Source organism: Pseudohoeflea suaedae (genome assembly GCF_004354915.1).
Taxonomy (GTDB): domain Bacteria; phylum Pseudomonadota; class Alphaproteobacteria; order Rhizobiales; family Rhizobiaceae; genus Pseudohoeflea; species Pseudohoeflea suaedae.
Window position 1 is genome coordinate 128,627 of the sequence record NZ_SMSI01000001.1, and the last position, 17,195, is coordinate 145,821.

Genomic DNA, 17,195 nt, shown 5'->3' on the forward strand with positions numbered 1-17,195 from the left:
CTCAGCCGCCCAGCGCGTCTTCCAGGAAGGCTTCCAGCTGCGCCAGGTGACGCGACATCAGACCGGTGGCCGTGGAGGCCGAAGCCGGTCGTCCGGTGTAACGTACACGCTGGTACTTGGCGTCGATATGCGCAAGCACCCATTCCAGATAGGGATCGATGAAGGCCCAGGAGCCCATGTTCTTGGGCTCTTCCTGGCACCACACCATCTCCGCATTGCGGAAGCGCGACAGCTCGTTGATCAGCGCCTTGGCCGGGAACGGATAGAGCTGTTCCAGGCGAAGCAGGTAGATGTCGTCGATGCCGCGTTTCTCGCGCTCCTCGAGGAGGTCGTAATAGACCTTGCCCGAGCACATCACGACACGGCGGATCTTGTTGTCCTTGACGAGCTTGATCGGCCCGTCCTTCTGCATCTCGGCATCGTCCCACAGCAGGCGGTGGAACGAGCTTTCACCAGACATCTCGGCCAATGTCGAAACCGCGCGCTTGTGGCGCAGGAGCGATTTCGGCGTCATCAGGATCAGCGGCTTGCGGAAGTCGCGTTTCATCTGCCGGCGCAGGATGTGGAAGTAGTTGGCCGGCGTGGTGCAGTTGGCGACCTGCATGTTGTCCTCGGCGCACATCTGCAGGAAACGCTCCAGGCGAGCCGAGGAGTGTTCCGGCCCCTGTCCCTCATAGCCGTGCGGCAGGAGACAGACGAGGCCCGACATGCGCAGCCACTTGCGTTCGCCCGACGAGATGAACTGGTCGAAGATCACCTGGGCGCCATTGGCGAAGTCGCCGAACTGGGCTTCCCACAGCGTCAGCGCGTTCGGACGTGCCAGCGAATAGCCGTATTCGAAGCCGAGCACCGCCTCTTCCGACAGCATCGAGTTGATGACTTCGTAAGGCGCCTGGTTGGCCGAAAGGTTCTGCAGCGGAATATAGCGGTCTTCGGTGTCCTGATCGTAGAGAACCGAGTGGCGCTGCGAGAAGGTGCCGCGCTCGCAGTCCTGGCCGGACAGGCGAACCTTGACGCCTTCAGTGCACAGCGAACCGAAAGCCAGCGCCTCGCCCATGGCCCAGTCGAGACCTTCGCCGGTCTCGATCATCTTGGCGCGGTTGTCCATGAACCGCTGGATGGTGCGGTGGGCCGTGAAGCCTTCCGGCACTTCGGACAGCTTCTTGCCGATTTCGCGCAGCTGCTTGATCGGCATGGCGGTCTTGCCGCGGCGCTGTTCGTCCTGGTTGTCGGCGGTCCTGAGGCCCGCCCACTCGCCGTCCAGCCAGTCGGCCTTGTTCGGCTTGTAGGACTGGCCGATGTCGAATTCGGTCTCGAGCGTCGAACGCCAGTCGGCCTTCATCTTCTCGAATTCGCCGTCGGTGATCAGCCCTTCCTCGATCAGCCGGCGCGAATAGAGCGTCACGACCGTCTCGTGGCTGCGGATATGCTTGTACATCTTCGGCTGGGTGAAGGACGGTTCGTCGCCTTCATTGTGTCCGAAGCGCCGGTAGCAGAACATGTCGATGACGACCGGCTTCTGGAACTTCATACGGAATTCGGTGGCGATCTTGGCGGCATAGACCACCGCTTCCGGATCGTCGCCGTTCACGTGGAAGATCGGCGCCTCGATCATCTTCGCCACATCCGACGGATAGGGCGACGAACGCGAGAAGGCGGGGTTCGTCGTGAAACCGATCTGGTTGTTGATGATGAAGTGGACGGTGCCGGCGACGCGGTGACCGCGCAGGCCCGACAGGCCGAGAATTTCGGCGACCACGCCCTGACCGGCGAAAGCGGCGTCGCCGTGCAGCAGCAGCGGCATCACCTTCACGCGCTCGGTGAGCGGAACGATGTCCTTCTCCATGTCGATCGCCAGCAGGTCCTGCTTCGCACGCGCCTTGCCCATGACGACAGGATTGACGATTTCGAGGTGCGACGGGTTGGCCGTCAGCGACAGATGGACCTTGTTCTGGTCGAACTCGCGGTCCGAAGACGCACCGAGATGGTACTTCACGTCGCCCGAACCCTCCACGTCGTCGGGCGCGAAAGAACCGCCCTTGAATTCGTGGAAGACGGCCCGGTGCGGCTTGCCCATCACCTGGGTCAGCACGTTGAGGCGGCCGCGGTGGGCCATGCCGAAGACGATCTCCTTGAGACCGAGATTGCCGCCGCGCTTGATGATCTGCTCGAGCGCCGGAATGAGCGATTCACCACCGTCGAGACCGAAGCGCTTGGTGCCCTTGTACTTGACGTCGATGAACTGCTCGAAGCCTTCCGCCTCGATGAGCTTCTGAAGGATCGCCTTCTTGCCCATGTCGGTGAAGTCGACGCCCTTGTCCGGACCCTCGATGCGCTCCTGCAGCCAGGACTTCTCTTCCGGATTGGAGATGTGCATGAACTCGAAGCCGAGCGACGAGCAATAGGTGCGCTTGAGGATGTCCAGCATCTCGGGGATGGTGGCGTATTCCAGACCGAGCACGTGGTCGATGAAGATCTTGCGGTCATAGTCGGCTTCGGTGAAACCGTAATTCGACGGCGACAGCTCGTTGTAGTCGTCCTCAGCGCGCAGGATGTTGAGCGGATCGAGCTTGGCGTGCAGATGGCCGCGCATGCGGTAGGCGCGGATCATCATGATGGCGCGAACCGAATCGCGTGTCGCCAGCTGGATTTCCTCGGTCGACACCGTGCCGCCGGACTTGGCGGCCTTGCCCTTCAGCTTGTCGCCGACATGGGCTTCGACATCGCCCCAGTTGCCGTCGAGCGCTGAGACCAGTTCGCCGCCCTCGGCGATCGGCCAGTTGTCGCGCTTCCAGGAAGGTTGCTGGGGTTCCTCGCCATAAAGGGCTTCGAGATAGGCGGCGCTGTCACCGGAAAGGGCCGACAGGTCGGGGCGGGAAGCGTCAAAATCGTGATCCATCAGATCAGCCTCGCTTGTGTTTCATCTTGCCGCGCCTCGGGAAACCGGCAGCGGGCCGTTCCCTCGGTCTGCACCGCGAACCTGACGGAAACACGGCGGCTTCATGCCGGAACTTACGCCAGTGCCGGACCCTTGAAAAAGGGCCCGGCTCCGGCGTGTTCCTGTCCGCCCGGCGAACCGGGCGGGAATGTCTCTTCCGCGAAGATCTATCCTCGCGGGCGCACCGGTTCGATGCTGTCCCGATCCGTGATGCCGAATGCGGTGTCGCTCATGCGCATGGCCGCGTCTTAACCCTTGAGGACTTCCACGAGGGTCTTGCCGAGACGTGCCGGCGACGGCGAGACCTTGATGCCGGCCGATTCCATGGCCGCGATCTTGTCTTCTGCGCCGCCCTTGCCGCCGGAGATCACGGCGCCTGCATGGCCCATGGTGCGTCCGGGAGGCGCCGTACGGCCTGCGATGAAGCCGGCCATGGGCTTCTTGCGCCCCTTCTTGGCCTGTTCCTTCAGCCATTCGGCGGCATCTTCCTCGGCCGAACCGCCGATCTCGCCGATCATGATGATGGATTCGGTTTCCGGATCGTCGAGGAACAGGTCGAGCATGTCGATGAATTCGGTGCCCTTGACCGGATCGCCGCCGATGCCGACTGCCGTCGACTGGCCGAGACCTTCATTGGTGGTCTGGAACACGGCTTCGTAGGTCAGCGTGCCCGAGCGCGACAGGATGCCCACCGAGCCCTTCTTGAAGATCGAGCCCGGCATGATGCCGATCTTGCACTCGTCCGGCGTCAGCACACCCGGGCAGTTCGGGCCGATCAGGCGCGAGGCGCTGGCGTCGAGCCGTGCCTTGACCTTGACCATGTCCTGAACCGGAATGCCTTCGGTGATGCAGACGATCAGCGGGATCTCGGCGTCGATCGCCTCGATGATGGCTGCGGCTGCGCCTGCCGGCGGGACGTAGATCACCGACGCGTTCGCGCCGGTCGCGTCCTTGCCTTCGGCGACCGAGGCGAAGATCGGCAGCTTGTCGCCAGCCGAACCTTCCCAGGTCTCGCCACCCTTCTTCGGGTGAATGCCGCCCACCATCTTGGTGCCGTGATAGGCCAGTGCCTGTTCCGTGTGGAACGTGCCGGTCTTGCCGGTCAGGCCCTGGACGAGGACCTTGGTGTCTTTGTTGATAAGAATGCTCATCTCTTCGTCCCTTAGCCCTTGACCGCCTTGACGATCTTCTGCGCGGCATCGTCGAGATCGTCGGCCGCAATCACGTTCAGGCCGCTCTCGTTGATGATCTTCTTGCCGAGCTCGACATTGGTGCCTTCGAGGCGAACCACGAGCGGAACCTTGAGGCCCACTTCCTTGACCGCAGCGACCACGCCTTCGGCAATGACATCGCACTTCATGATGCCGCCGAAGATGTTGACGAGGATACCCTCGACAGCCGGGTCCGCGGTGATGATCTTGAAGGCAGCCGTCACCTTCTCCTTCGAAGCGCCGCCACCGACGTCGAGGAAGTTGGCGGGCTCCGCACCATAGAGCTTGATGATGTCCATGGTTGCCATGGCAAGGCCGGCGCCGTTGACCATGCAGCCGATATTGCCGTCGAGGGCGACATAGGCGAGGTCGTACTTGGACGCCTCGATTTCCTTCTCGTCTTCCTCGGTCTTGTCGCGCAGCGCCATGATGTCGTCATGACGGAACAGCGCGTTGCCGTCGAAGGAGACCTTGGCGTCGAGCACGCGGACATGCCCGTCGGTCATCACGATCAGCGGGTTGATCTCGAGAAGGCTCATGTCCTTCTCGACATAGGCCTTGTAGAGGATCGGAAAGAGGCTGGCAGCGTCGGCGCGGGCGTCGCCATCGAGCTTGAGCGCGTCGCACAGCGTGACGCAGTCGTCGGCCGTCACGCCTGCCGCCGGATCGATCGGCAGCGTCAGGATCTTTTCAGGCGTTTCCTCGGCGACGGCTTCGATGTCCATGCCGCCCTCGGTCGACACCACGAAGGCGTTCTTGCCGGTGGAGCGATCGACCAGGATCGAAAGGTAGAGTTCACGGTCGATGTCGGCGCCGTCCTCGATATAGAGGCGGTTGACCTGCTTGCCGGCATCACCGGTCTGCTTGGTCACCAGGGTGTTGCCGAGCATTTCCTGCGCGTTCTTGACCACCTCGTCGACCGACTTGGCGAGGCGGACGCCGCCCTTGGCATCCGGGCCGAGTTCCTTGAACTTGCCCTTGCCGCGGCCGCCGGCGTGGATCTGGCTCTTGACCACATAGAGCGGTCCCGGAAGCGCTTCGGCGGCAGCCTTGGCATCTTCGGCCTTGAAGATCGGTACGCCGTTGGCAACCGGGGCGCCGTAGCCCTTCAGCAGTGCCTTGGCCTGATATTCGTGGATGTTCATCGGGCATATCCCTCTTGCGGGGCCGGGCCCTCGACGGACCCGGCTGATGCTTACTTCAGGTTCGGAGCGATGTTGATGCAGGCTTCGCAGAGGCCCGCCACGGAGGCGACCGAACTGTCGAAGGCTTCCTGCTCGCTCTTGTTGAGCTCGATCTCGATGACGCGTTCGATGCCGCCTTCGCCGATCACGGTCGGCACGCCGACATACATGTTCTTCACGCCGTACTGGCCCGAGAGATAGGCAGCGCAAGGCAGCACGCGCTTCTTGTCCTTGAGGTAGGACTCGGCCATCTGGATCGCCGAGGCGGCCGGTGCGTAATAGGCCGAGCCGGTCTTGAGCAGACCGACGATCTCGGCGCCGCCGTCACGGGTACGCTGGATGATCTGCTCGAGCTTTTCCTTCGACGTCCAGCCCATCTTCACGAGATCCGGAAGCGGGATGCCGGCAACGGTCGAATAGCGCGCCAGCGGAACCATGGAATCGCCGTGGCCGCCCAGGACGAACGCCGTGACGTCCTCGACCGAAACGTTGAATTCCTCGGCCAGGAAGTAGCGGAAACGTGCCGAGTCGAGCACGCCGGCCATGCCCACGACCTTGTTGGTCGGCAGGCCCGAGAATTTCTGCAGCGCCCAGACCATCGCGTCGAGCGGGTTGGTGATGCAGATGACGAAAGCGTTGGGCGCATATTTCTTGATGCCCGCTCCGACCTGCTCCATCACCTTGAGGTTGATGCCGAGAAGGTCGTCACGGCTCATGCCGGGCTTGCGCGGCACGCCGGCGGTGACAATGCAGACGTCAGCGCCTTCGATCGCGGAGTAGTCGTTGGCGCCGGTCATCCGGGCGTCGAAACCATCGACCGGGGAGGACTCGGCAATGTCGAGGCCCTTGCCCTGAGGGGTGCCTTCGGCGATGTCGAAAAGGACGACGTCGCCCAGTTCCTTCAGTCCGGCCATGTGGGCGAGCGTGCCGCCGATCATGCCGGAACCGATCAAAGCAATCTTGTTGCGTGCCATGAATTCGTCTCCGCGATTCAATAATCTCCGGAAGCGGCGATTGCTTCCGGATCCGGAAGTTGGCATAGCCCTAGGGGAAAAACAGCGCAACCGATTTTTCGGCGGCCAGAAATTTCAATCGTTTAACACTTAAATATTTTACGTAAACGTCAAAGTTTTCGTGCGACCTCCGACGTATTTGAGCATTCAGGCTGCGCGGCTAGCGTCCAGATAGGCCTGATCCTGCATCTCGGAGAGCCGTGAAATGGTGCGCGAGAACTCGAATTTCTCGGTCCCAGTACCGGTCGCATAGATATCGACTATCGGCACCTCGGCGGACAGGAAGAGCCTGTTGCGCTTGTCGTAAAGGACATCGACCAGAAGGATGAAGCGCTTGGCACGGTTGCGGTCGCCCCGTTTGATCTCGGGCACCTTGTCGATGAAGATCGTCGGGTACTTGTCGGCAATGGCCAGATAGTCCGACGCCCCGAGCGGCGCGTCGCAAAGCTGCGAGAAGGTGAACCGCGCCGCATCCGACGTGGCGCGCGGAACCACGATCGACCGGCCCTTGCGCTCGATCCGGTCGGCACTGACAGCGCGCCCGTCGACGACCTTCTTCCAGGCCTCGTCCAGACCCGCCTCCCCCTCGCCCTGGCCAAGGTGATGAAAGACCGGCAGGCGTCGCGATTTCTCGAGCCGGTAGTCGGTCGGCGCATCGAGACTGACGACATCGGCATGCCGCTTGAGAAGATCGATGAAGGGCAGGAAAAGCTGACGGTTGAGACCGTCACGATAGAGATTTTCGGGCGCCACATTCGATGTGGCCACCAGCACCGCGCCGCGCTCGAACAATCGCTCGAACAGCCGCGACAGAAGCATCGCATCCGCGATGTCGGTCACCGCGAATTCGTCGAAGCACAGAACCCAGGCTTCCTCGAACAGGCTGTCCGCCACCGGCGGGACCGGATCGCTCTCCCTGGTCTCGCCCCGCGCCAGCTTCTGGCGGTGCGCATGGATGCGATCATGCGCGTCGGCCATGAAATCGTTGAAATGCGCCCGCCGCTTCCTTTTGACAGGAAGCCTGTCGAAGAACATGTCCATCAGCATGGTCTTGCCGCGCCCGACATCGCCATGGACATAGAGCCCCCGAGGCGAAGGCCTCGTCTTCTTCCGGCCGAAAAGCCAGCCGAGCGCGCTCTTCTTCGAAGCCAGACGATATGTCGAGACATCTTCGAGAATGGCGTCCAGCCGCCCGACGATATCGCGCTGGGCGGGATCGTCCTTGATCTCGCCCCGTTCGATCTTCGCCTTGTAAGCGGCTAGCAGCGCCGCATCCTGGGGCTGCTGCATGTCAGGATTCCGCGAGAGAGATCAGCGCGACAGCGAGATGGAGCCGCCGTTCGACGTCGTACCGTCGAAGCGCTCGTTGCCGGACTGGTAGAGACGCGCGACCTGGTTGCCGGAATTGTCCGACAGGATCACCTGCTTGCCCTGCACATCCCATGCCGAGATCGAGGAGGCATCGCCGGCACAGCCGCGCGACGCGGCACGATAACCGCCGGTCCACTTGGTCAGCGCCAGGAAGACGTCGCAGCTCGAACCGCCCGAGGAAACCGACCAGCGGCCGATCAGCGATTCACGGGTGACTTCCGGAGCGGCCGCGGCCAGTTCCGTTTCCTGCTGCAGCCCGGCCTGCGCATCCGGCTGGGTCGGCGCATCGGGGAACTGGGACGGATTGGTCGGCCCGGTGGGGGTCGTCGGCGGAAGCTGCGAGGACTGGACTCCGCCCACCGGCGCGGGCGCAAGCGGTGTCGGCTGGCGTGTATCCAGCTGCCCGACCGAACGCTGACAACCACTCACAGCCAGCACGATCGCCGCCGTAACGGCCAGTGATACCTTGATATTCATCCAGTAAGCTCCCTCGCTTGCGTCACAATCCCCCGGAACGCATCCGGACGCCGCGCCAAATCAGCCGCATAAAATGGACTAAATTACGAAATTGCAAGCAGCCGGACGGATTGAAGCCGCCTCGCAACCGGCTTTTTGGCGCCATATGACATTTAGGCAGCACATCGCGCCTGTGAAGAGCACACGGCCGGAGAATGTCGGGAATGCCGGAAAATCAGGATCCCACGCCGAAATGGGCGTCCTTGCCCCACAGGTTTTCGATGCGTTTGTCACGTCCGCAGGCGTAGCGATAATACTTGTAGCGAACGGGATTACGCTCATAGTAATTCTGATGATACCCCTCGGCGGGCCAGAACTTTGGCGCGGGAGCGATTTCGGTCGCAATGGTCTTGCCAAGCGCCTCTCCCGCCTCCGCCTTCGCCTCCTTCGCTTCGGCCAGCTGCGCGTCATCCACCGCGTAAACCGCCGTTGTATAGGAATGGCCGCGATCGCAGAACTGCCCGCCCGAATCCGTGGGATCGACCGTGCGGAAGAAGGTTTTCAGGAGCGCTTCGTAGGAGACGACGGAAGGATCGAATTCGATCTCGACCGCCTCCCGGAAGCCGGCAACCGAATGATCCTCATAGGTAGGGTTGTCACCCTTGCCACCGATATAGCCCGATGTGGTCCTGGTCACGCCCTTGACGTGATCGAAGTCGCTTTCGACGCACCAGAAGCACCCGCCGGCAAAAATGGCTGTTTCGCTGTCAGCCGCACGTGCTCCGAGGCCAACGGGGGCGAATGTCAGTGTCATGGCGGCCGAAAGGCCGAAAAGCGCGCTCTTGAAGCTCATAGTGATCTCCTTCTGGAGATGAACCTAATCCAGCCGCCGCCGCAATCAATTCAAGCCGTCACACATCGCCGTGATAAGCGCCGGCGCCAGAGAAAACGGAAAAGCCGGCGCTCCAGGCGCCGGCTTTCACAGTCCGAACTTCACGAAGGAAGGATCAGCCGCCCTTCTTCGCGGTATTGCGTTCGATGGCCTCGACGATCAGCTGCTTGGCGACATTCGCATCCTGCCAGCCGCCGATCTTGACCCACTTGCCGGGCTCGAGATCCTTGTAGTGCTCGAAGAAGTGCTCGATCTGCTGCAGCGTGATCGCCGGCAGGTCGGTGTAGTTGTGGACGTTCTCGTAACGCTTGGTCAGTTCCGGTGCCGGGACGGCGATGATCTTCTCGTCCTGGCCCGCATTGTCTTCCATCACCAGAACGCCGATCGGGCGGACATTGATCACGCAGCCCGGAACCAGCGGACGGGTGTTGCAGACCAGTACGTCGATCGGATCGCCGTCGTCGGAGAGCGTATGCGGCACGAAGCCGTAGTTACCCGGATAGGTCATCGGAGTGTAGAGGAAGCGATCGACGACCAGAGTGCCTGCTTCCTTGTCCATCTCATACTTGATCGGGTGGCCGCCGACGGACACCTCGATGACCACATTGACGTCCTCAGGCGGGTTCTTGCCGATTGCGATGGCATCGATACGCATGGAAACTCCGTTTCTGTCTACTTCGCGGCTGCGATAAAACCTGTTGCAGGCGCGGATAGCGTCAATTGCCGCCAAGCGCAACTGGACTTTCGCCGTGCACTCACGCGCGCGGGGCAACTTCTACCGGGATTGTCGGCTACTTCCAGACGAATGCGACCTTGCGAACAGGCTGGCCGTCGAACACTTCCGTGCCCTCGGCAATGTCGCGCCCGCCGCGGGTGCGATAGAAATCGACACCGCCCTGATTGTCTTCCAGACACCAGACGACCGTCCCCTTGCAGCCAAGCGAGGCGAGCAGTTTGCGGGTTTCGGCAAACAGGCGCTTGCCGAGCCCGATGCCCTGATATTCCGGCAGCAGGTAGAGTTCGTAGATCTCGCCTTCCTGCGGCAGGGAACGCGCCCGGTTGAGGCCAAGCGTCGCATAGCCGGCGATAATGCCGCCGACATCGAGAACGAGGATCGACGTCGATCCCCGGATGGCCCGCTGCCACCAGCGCGCATTGCGCCGCTCGATCATCGAGCGGAGCGTCTTGTAGGGCAGGATACCCGTATAGGCATGATGCCAGGAAGCGCGATGCACCTCCGCGACGTCGACAGCGTCGTCGGGTTCGGCCGGTCTGATATCGATCGTCAGCGTGGTCATCGAATCACACTACCTTTTGCAGCGATTCCCCGGAATCCATCACACGGCGGGGCGGATGCGTTGCCCACAGCATTATGCTGTGGCGGGCATGTGAGAAGTTAACGCTTTGTTAAGATTTGGCGCAAGAGGCAGGTGATTTGCGTTCGCGCGGACGCTGCCCCCGAGGCATCCTGCGACCACCGGCTCGCAGGCATGAAACGTCACGCCAGGGTATGGTTGAAGGGAATTTTCCTCGTTCGGCTGGACACCATGGAGGCTTCGATATCCTTCCGGTTGTCCTCGCCCCATCCGCAAAGCGGCTTGAGCGCCTCAACCAGGCTTTCTCCGAAGGGAGTCAGCGAATATTCGACGCGTGGCGGCACTTCGCCGAAATCGGTCCGTTTCACCAGCCCGTCAGCCTCCAGCTCCTTGAGGTGCTGGATCAGAACCTTGTCGCTGGCGTCCCTGACGCAACGCTTCAACTCCCCATAGCGCCGGCTCTTCTGTCCCAGAAAAGCGAGGATGAGCGGCTTCCACTTGGATCCGATCAGCGCCAGCGTCGCATGAAGTCCGCAGGTAAAGGTCTGAGCCTCTTCGCTCATCATTGTCTCCGAAAAAATGTTGGCACTTACCAAATGGTGCATACTGGAGGAAATACAAGCGCATACCCAGATGACGGTCTCCGTGACAGAGGAGACATCGGACATGAGACTGAAAGACAAGATCGCCGTCATCACCGGCGGCTCGACCGGCATCGGACTGGCGAGCGCAAAGCGCTTCGCCGCGGAAGGCGCACGGGTCTACATCACCGGCCGCCGGCAATCGGCGCTCGACGCGGCAGTTGCAGAGATCGGCCATGGCGCGAAAGGCGTTCAGGGTGACGTGACCGATCTCGACGATCTCGACCGGATCTACGAAACGATCCGGCAGGAGGTCGGGCATATCGACGTGCTGTTCGCAAACGCCGGCGTGGGCGAGATCGCCGCGCTGGGAGACATCACCCCCGAACACTTCGACCACGTCTTCGGCATCAACGTGCGCGGGATGGTTTTCTCCGTTCAGAAGGGCCTGCAGCTGATGCGCCCGGGCGGAGCCATCATCCTGACCGGCTCGACCACCGGCGTCATGGGCACGCCGGCCTTCAGCGTCTACAGCGCCACCAAGGCCGCCATCCGCAATTTCGCCCGCTCCTGGGCACTGGATCTCAAGGACAGGGGCATCCGGGTCAACGTCATCTCCCCGGGACCGACGGAAACACCGGCGCTCCTCGGAGTGGCAGAATCGAGCGGCGACCGGGAGGCGATGCTCGCAGCACTGGCAGCCCAGGTTCCCATGGGCCGCATATCGGACGCTTCGGAAGTCGCCGCGGCTGCCCTTCTGCTTGCCTCTGACGATTCAAGCTTCATGACCGGCGGAGAGATCTTCGCTGATGGCGGAATGGCTCAGGTCTGAGGCCAACCGCCGGACCTTCAGGCAAAAAAGAACCCGGCCTCGCGGCCGGGTTCATTCTGCTCAAACCGCTGCGGCCGGCTTATGCGGCGCCGGCGCGGGTCTTTTCGAAGCGCTTGCGGTCGTTGGAATCGAGATACAGCTTGCGCAGACGGATCGACTTCGGCGTGACTTCCATCAGCTCGTCGTCCTGGATCCATGACAGCGCCCGGTCGAGCGTCATCTTGATCGGCGGGGTCAGCTTGACCGCTTCGTCCTTGCCAGCCGAGCGGATGTTGGTAAGCTGCTTGCCCTTGAGCACGTTGACCTCGAGATCGTTGTCGCGCGAGTGGATGCCGATGATCATGCCGGCATAGACCTTGTCGCCCGGCTCGATGATCATCGGGCCGCGATCTTCCAGGTTGAACATCGCATAGGCCACGGCCTCGCCCGGATTGTTGGCCAGCAGCACGCCATTGGTGCGGCCCGCGATCTGGCCCTTGAACGGCTGGTAGCTGTGGAACAGGCGGTTCATGATCGCCGTGCCGCGCGTATCGGTGAGAAGCTCCGACTGGTAGCCGATCAGGCCGCGCGTCGGCGCATGGAACACCAGACGCACGCGATCGCCGCCCGAGGGACGAAGTTCGGTCATCTCGCCCTTGCGCTCGGACATCTTCTGCACGACGACACCGGAATGTTCCTCGTCGACGTCGATGACGACTTCCTCGATCGGCTCCATCAGGTTGCCGGCTTCGTCCTTGTGCATGACGACGCGCGGACGCGAGACGGCGATCTCGAAGCCTTCGCGGCGCATCGTTTCGATCAGCACGGCGAGCTGAAGTTCGCCACGGCCGGACACGTAGAACGAATCCTTGCCCTCGGCTTCCTCGATCTTCAGCGCCACATTGCCTTCGGCTTCCTTGAAGAGACGGTCGCGGATGACACGGCTCGTCACCTTGTCGCCCTCGGTGCCGGCAAGCGGGCTATCATTGACGATGAAGGACATGGTCACGGTCGGCGGATCAATCGGCTGCGCCTGCAGAGGCGCGCTTACAGAAGGATCGCAGAACGTGTCGGCGACGGTGCCCTTCGACAGGCCGGCGATCGCCACGATGTCACCCGCATGGGCTTCATCGATCGGCTGACGCTCGATGCCACGGAAAGCGAGAATCTTCGAGATGCGGCCGGTCTCGACGGTCTTGCCATCGGCGGAAAGCACCTTGATCGCCTGGTTCGGCTTGATCGAGCCCGAATGGATGCGGCCGGTGATGATGCGGCCGAGGAACGGATTGGCTTCCAGCAGCGTACCGATCATGCGGAAAGCGCCGTCCTCGTCGCCGACGCTCGGCTCCGGCACGTGCTTGAGCACGAGATCGAGAAGCGGGCCGAGGCCCTCTTCCTTCGGCCCTTCCGGATTGACGTTCATCCAGCCGTCGCGGCCCGAACCATAGAGGATCGGGAAGTCAAGCTGCTCGTCGCTGGCGTCGAGGGCTGCAAAGAGGTCGAACACCTCGTTGATGACTTCCTCGTGGCGGCCGTCCGGGCGGTCGATCTTGTTGATCGCCACGATCGGCTTGAGGCCGACCTTGAGCGCCTTGCCGACCACGAACTTGGTCTGCGGCATCGGGCCTTCCGAGGAATCGACCAGCACGATCGCGCCGTCCACCATCGACAGGATACGCTCGACCTCGCCGCCGAAGTCGGCGTGGCCGGGGGTATCGACGATGTTGATGCGGACGTCTTTCCAGATCACCGACGTCGCCTTGGCGAGGATGGTGATGCCGCGTTCCTTTTCCAGATCGTTGGAATCCATCACGCGCTCATCGACGCGCTGGTTCTCGCGGAACGAGCCGGACTGCTTGAGAAGTTCGTCGACGAGTGTGGTCTTGCCATGGTCGACGTGTGCGATGATCGCGATGTTGCGAATGGAGGACATGGATCTTGGTCTCGGGATTGCGCAAGCCGGGTCCAAAAGGGAGCGGTTATGGGCGTGCGTCAGGTTTTGTTTGCAGCGCACATAAACCAGTTTGCGGCAAAACGGAATGGGGGGTGGCAGCAAAAGCCCGCAGACGTGGTGAATTCGCTACACCGGCGGACCTGCAGAAGCGTCAGTACGAGTTTTCGACGCCCCGGCTCTGGGCCTCGGTATAGCGTGACCCCTCGGCCCAGCCGAACGGCAGAAGGTCCTCGATCTCGTCGAGCAGGTCGGACGACAGCACGAAATCGGCAGCCGCTGCGTTTTCAGTCAGGTGATCGGCGCTGCGGGTTCCGGGTATGGCGATCGAATCCTCCGCCCGGTGGAAGGTCCAGGCCAGGGCCAGTGTCGCCGTCGGTATGCCTTCGCGCCTGGCGATCGCATTGAGCTGGCGCACCGATCCGACATTGGAGGAGAAGTGCGGCTCGGTGAAGCGCGGGTTCGGCTTTCTGAAATCATCCGCGGCGAAGGAGGCCGGATCGAGTTCCACATCGGTCAACATCCCCCGGCCGAGCGGCGAAAAGGACACGAAGCTGGTGCCGAGCGACTTGCAGGTTCGAAGCATGCCGAGTTCAGGAAGCCGGGTCCATAACGAGTATTCGCTCTGGACCGCCGCTACGGGGTGAATTTCCGCCGCCTGAACCAGTGTGGCCGGGGCGATTTCGGAAAAGCCGATAGCCCCGATCTTGCCGGCTTCGATAAAGCCGATGAGGGTCTCCATCACATCCTCGATGGGTACGCGATGATCGCGGCGGTGGATATAATAGAGCTCGACGTGATCGGTGCCGAGACGTTTCAGCGAGGCGTCGATACACGCGGTGAGATACGCTTTCGTATTGATGAAGTCGCGGTTCGGTCCGGTCTGGATTCCGCCCTTTGTCGCAATGACGAATTGATCGCGATTGCCGTTGGCGCGGAAGAAGTCGCCCATGACCTCCTCGCAGACCCCCGCACCGTAGATATTGGCCACGTCGAGGTGATTGACCCCGAGATCAAGTGCCGTCTTCAGCGTCGCATGACTGTCTTCACGGGTCGTCGAACCATAAATCCCCCCGAAGCTCATGCACCCGAGGCCTACAGCTCCAACAAGGGGGCCATTTTCACCAAGTCTGACTTTTCGCATCACTTACCCCGCCAATGACGTAGTCTCACTCAGGGTAAGCTATTACGCAAGGAAAGAGTCCGATTTGCAATACTTTAGTAATATCTTTCTTAAGGCGTCGAAATATCTTTAAGGATTGATACGAAGCAAGGCCGTTACTTCAACTGGCGAATAGCGTGGTTCGCCCGGAGTTTCGCCCAGACTTTCGACCCTCCGGGCGCAGCCTCGTCCTGATCCAATTCCGGATCAGGCAAGCCCCTTCTTCGCCAACATCGGCTCGACGGTCGGCATGCGGCCGCGGAACGCCGTATAGAGTTCCGCCGGGTCCCGACTGTTGCCGGCCGAGTAGATATTGGACTTCAGCCTGTCTGCCATCTCGGCATTGAAGGGATCGCCGGTTTCCTCGAAGGCGGCGAAGGCATCCGCATCGAGCACCTCGGACCACATGTAGGAATAGTAGCCGGCCGAATAGCCCTCTCCTGAAAATACATGCAGGAAATGCGGGCTTCGGTGACGCATCACCATCGCGTCCGGCATGCCGAGTTCAGCAAGCTTGGCCGCCTCGAAAGCCGCGGGCTCGGCGCCATCGGCCTCTCCTGTGTGCCACGCCATGTCCACCAGTGCCGAAGCGGTGAATTCCGTGGTCGCAAAGCCGGAATTGAAGGTCCGCGCGGAGAGCACCTTGTCCAGCAAGTCCCTGGGCATCGCCTCGCCGGTCGCATGGTGACGCGCATGCGTCGAAAGGATTTCGGGCACCGTCAGCCAGTGCTCGTAGAGCTGCGACGGCAGTTCGACAAAATCGCGCGACACGGACGTGCCTGCAAGCGAAGGATAGGTCACGTTCGACAACATGCCGTGCAACGCATGGCCGAATTCGTGGAACAGCGTGCGCGCATCGTCGAGAGAGAGAAGCGCGGGGCGCCCCTTCGCAGGCTTGGAGAAGTTCATCACGTTGAGGATGATCGGCTTCTGGCCCGCCCGTCCGTCAGGCGTTTCAAGCTTGTGCTGGCCCTGCAGCCCGCTCATCCAGGCTCCGGAGCGCTTCGAGGGCCGGGCGAAATAGTCTGCGATGAATATGGCAATACGTTCGCCGGAGGTGTCCTTCACCTCGAAGACGCGGGCATCCGGGTGCGGCCCCGACAGATCGGCGCGCTCCTCGAGCGAAATTCCGAACAGCCGGCCGGCCACGTCGAAACAGGCATCCATGACGCGATCGAGCGAAAGGTAAGGCTTGAGCTCGCTGTCGGAGAAATCGAACTTCCGCGCCTTCAGCTTGTCTGCGTAATAGCGCCAGTCCCAGGCCGCGACCGGGTGATTGGCACCGTCCTCGGCGACGAGCCGGGAAAGCGCCTCGCGTTCTTCGTCGGCCTTGGCGATCGCCCGTTTCCAGACGCCGCCGAGCAGATCGCTCACGGCTTCCGGCGTCTTGGCCATCGTGTCGTCGAGCTTGAAGGCCGCATAGGATCCGTAGCCGAGAAGCTTTGCCTTCTCGTCGCGCAGCTTGACCACCTCGGAGATGATCGCCCAATTGTCGGTGTCGCCACCATTGTCGCCCCGCGCAATCCAGGCATTGAATGCTTTCTCACGCAGGTCGCGCCGCGAGCTCAAGGACAGGAAAGGTTCTATGATCGAGCGGGAAAGGGTGACGGCGAAACGCCCCTCGTGACCGCGATCGGCGGCAATTGCCGCCATAGCGTCGCGCAGATAGTCGGGCAGGCCTTCCAGCTCCTCGCCCTCGTCGATCAGCATCATCCAGTCGCGCTCGTCCGCCAGCACGTTCTGGCCGAACTGCGCGCCCAGACCCGCAAGCCTTTCGCCGATTTCGGCCAGCCTGGCCTGCCCCGCGTCATCGAGCCTGGCGCCGGCCTTGACGAAGGACTTCCAGAGCTTTTCGAGCAGCCTGCCCGCTTCGGCGGAAAGGCCGAGCTCGGCGCGCCGCACGTAAAGTTCATCGATCCGCGCAAACAGCGGCTTGTTCATTGCAATCTTCGAGTAATGCCGTGACATCTTCGGCGCGATCTCGCGCTCGAGCGCCTGGATGGCGTCGTTGGTGTCGGTACCGGCACGGTTCCAGAAGATCGCCGAAACCCGCGACAGCTCCTCGCCCGCCAGCTCCATCGCCACGATGGTGTTGTCGAAGGTCGGCGCATCCTCCCGCGAAGCAATCGCCTCGATCTCGGCCGCGTGAGCGGCGAGCGCGGTGTCGAAGGCGGGCGCGAAATCTCCGTCGGCAATGGCCTTGAAATCGGGAAGGCCGAGGGGGCCGGTCCAGGTGAAGAGCGCTTCGTTAACGTGCGTGGTCATGGGTGAGATTTCCTTTCAGGCCTTCCCGACTTAGGCATGAGCCG

14 protein-coding genes are annotated in these 17,195 nt (G+C 62.0%); 1 reads left to right on the forward strand and 13 read right to left on the reverse strand.

Going from position 1 to position 17,195, the window contains the following annotated elements; translation table 11 throughout:
- Position 1: 1 nt before the first annotated feature.
- The 10 genes from E2A64_RS00605 to E2A64_RS00650 form a co-directional block, all read right to left on the reverse strand.
- Positions 2-2,899, reverse strand: coding sequence for a 2-oxoglutarate dehydrogenase E1 component (locus E2A64_RS00605; protein WP_133282518.1), 2,898 nt, complete (start codon positions 2,897-2,899; stop codon positions 2-4).
- 287 nt (positions 2,900-3,186) lie between these two features.
- Complete coding sequence (gene sucD / locus E2A64_RS00610) at positions 3,187-4,089, reverse strand: succinate--CoA ligase subunit alpha (protein ID WP_133282519.1); 903 nt, start codon at positions 4,087-4,089, stop codon at positions 3,187-3,189.
- 11 nt (positions 4,090-4,100) lie between these two features.
- Positions 4,101-5,294 (reverse strand): ADP-forming succinate--CoA ligase subunit beta, encoded by a 1,194-nt coding sequence (gene sucC, locus E2A64_RS00615; protein ID WP_133282520.1) that lies wholly within the window; start codon positions 5,292-5,294, stop codon positions 4,101-4,103.
- A 50-nt stretch (positions 5,295-5,344) separates the two neighbouring features.
- Positions 5,345-6,307, reverse strand: coding sequence for a malate dehydrogenase (gene mdh, locus E2A64_RS00620; RefSeq protein ID WP_133282521.1), 963 nt, complete (start codon positions 6,305-6,307; stop codon positions 5,345-5,347).
- Between the two features lie 186 nt (positions 6,308-6,493).
- Entirely contained in the window at positions 6,494-7,636 is a 1,143-nt protein-coding gene (gene zapE, locus E2A64_RS00625; protein ID WP_133282522.1) for a cell division protein ZapE, read from the reverse strand.
- A gap of 21 nt (positions 7,637-7,657) precedes the next feature.
- On the reverse strand, positions 7,658-8,194 hold the full coding sequence (locus E2A64_RS00630) for a protease inhibitor Inh/omp19 family protein (protein ID WP_133282523.1): 537 nt from the start codon (positions 8,192-8,194) through the stop codon (positions 7,658-7,660).
- Positions 8,195-8,408: 214 nt separating this feature from the next.
- Positions 8,409-8,987, reverse strand: a complete 579-nt coding sequence (gene msrA / locus E2A64_RS00635; protein WP_174235759.1) for a peptide-methionine (S)-S-oxide reductase MsrA — start codon at positions 8,985-8,987, stop codon at positions 8,409-8,411.
- Between the two features lie 193 nt (positions 8,988-9,180).
- Positions 9,181-9,720, reverse strand: coding sequence for an inorganic diphosphatase (ppa, locus tag E2A64_RS00640; protein WP_133282525.1), 540 nt, complete (start codon positions 9,718-9,720; stop codon positions 9,181-9,183).
- A gap of 136 nt (positions 9,721-9,856) precedes the next feature.
- Positions 9,857-10,363 (reverse strand): GNAT family N-acetyltransferase, encoded by a 507-nt coding sequence (locus tag E2A64_RS00645; RefSeq protein ID WP_133282526.1) that lies wholly within the window; start codon positions 10,361-10,363, stop codon positions 9,857-9,859.
- Positions 10,364-10,563: 200 nt separating this feature from the next.
- Positions 10,564-10,944 carry a winged helix-turn-helix transcriptional regulator gene (locus tag E2A64_RS00650; RefSeq protein WP_206662407.1) on the reverse strand — a complete coding sequence of 127 codons (381 nt, stop codon included), beginning with the start codon at positions 10,942-10,944 and terminating at the stop codon, positions 10,564-10,566.
- Between the two features lie 103 nt (positions 10,945-11,047).
- Here E2A64_RS00650 and E2A64_RS00655 point away from each other — a divergent pair, with 103 nt between their 5' ends.
- Positions 11,048-11,794 carry an SDR family NAD(P)-dependent oxidoreductase gene (locus tag E2A64_RS00655; RefSeq protein WP_133282528.1) on the forward strand — a complete coding sequence of 249 codons (747 nt, stop codon included), beginning with the start codon at positions 11,048-11,050 and terminating at the stop codon, positions 11,792-11,794.
- Positions 11,795-11,873: 79 nt separating this feature from the next.
- Here the strand turns inward: E2A64_RS00655 and typA are convergent, their stop codons facing one another.
- The 3 genes from typA to E2A64_RS00670 all read right to left on the reverse strand — a co-directional run bounded on the left by typA (position 11,874) and on the right by E2A64_RS00670 (position 17,151).
- On the reverse strand, positions 11,874-13,706 hold the full coding sequence (gene typA / locus E2A64_RS00660) for a translational GTPase TypA (protein WP_133282529.1): 1,833 nt from the start codon (positions 13,704-13,706) through the stop codon (positions 11,874-11,876).
- 172 nt (positions 13,707-13,878) lie between these two features.
- On the reverse strand, positions 13,879-14,868 hold the full coding sequence (locus E2A64_RS00665; protein ID WP_133282530.1) for an aldo/keto reductase: 990 nt from the start codon (positions 14,866-14,868) through the stop codon (positions 13,879-13,881).
- Between the two features lie 225 nt (positions 14,869-15,093).
- Entirely contained in the window at positions 15,094-17,151 is a 2,058-nt protein-coding gene (locus tag E2A64_RS00670; RefSeq protein WP_133282531.1) for a M3 family metallopeptidase, read from the reverse strand.
- Positions 17,152-17,195: the final 44 nt, after the last annotated feature.

Coding starts and splice junctions, on each gene's coding strand:
- E2A64_RS00605 (WP_133282518.1), bottom strand. CDS start 2,899: ATGGATCACGATTTTGACGCTTCCCGCCCCGACCTGTCGGCCCTTTCC.
- sucD (WP_133282519.1), bottom strand. CDS start 4,089: ATGAGCATTCTTATCAACAAAGACACCAAGGTCCTCGTCCAGGGCCTG.
- sucC (WP_133282520.1), bottom strand. CDS start 5,294: ATGAACATCCACGAATATCAGGCCAAGGCACTGCTGAAGGGCTACGGC.
- mdh (WP_133282521.1), bottom strand. CDS start 6,307: ATGGCACGCAACAAGATTGCTTTGATCGGTTCCGGCATGATCGGCGGC.
- zapE (WP_133282522.1), bottom strand. CDS start 7,636: ATGCAGCAGCCCCAGGATGCGGCGCTGCTAGCCGCTTACAAGGCGAAG.
- E2A64_RS00630 (WP_133282523.1), bottom strand. CDS start 8,194: ATGAATATCAAGGTATCACTGGCCGTTACGGCGGCGATCGTGCTGGCT.
- msrA (WP_174235759.1), bottom strand. CDS start 8,987: ATGACACTGACATTCGCCCCCGTTGGCCTCGGAGCACGTGCGGCTGAC.
- ppa (WP_133282525.1), bottom strand. CDS start 9,720: ATGCGTATCGATGCCATCGCAATCGGCAAGAACCCGCCTGAGGACGTC.
- E2A64_RS00645 (WP_133282526.1), bottom strand. CDS start 10,363: ATGACCACGCTGACGATCGATATCAGACCGGCCGAACCCGACGACGCT.
- E2A64_RS00650 (WP_206662407.1), bottom strand. CDS start 10,944: ATGAGCGAAGAGGCTCAGACCTTTACCTGCGGACTTCATGCGACGCTG.
- E2A64_RS00655 (WP_133282528.1), top strand. CDS start 11,048: ATGAGACTGAAAGACAAGATCGCCGTCATCACCGGCGGCTCGACCGGC.
- typA (WP_133282529.1), bottom strand. CDS start 13,706: ATGTCCTCCATTCGCAACATCGCGATCATCGCACACGTCGACCATGGC.
- E2A64_RS00665 (WP_133282530.1), bottom strand. CDS start 14,868: ATGCGAAAAGTCAGACTTGGTGAAAATGGCCCCCTTGTTGGAGCTGTA.
- E2A64_RS00670 (WP_133282531.1), bottom strand. CDS start 17,151: ATGACCACGCACGTTAACGAAGCGCTCTTCACCTGGACCGGCCCCCTC.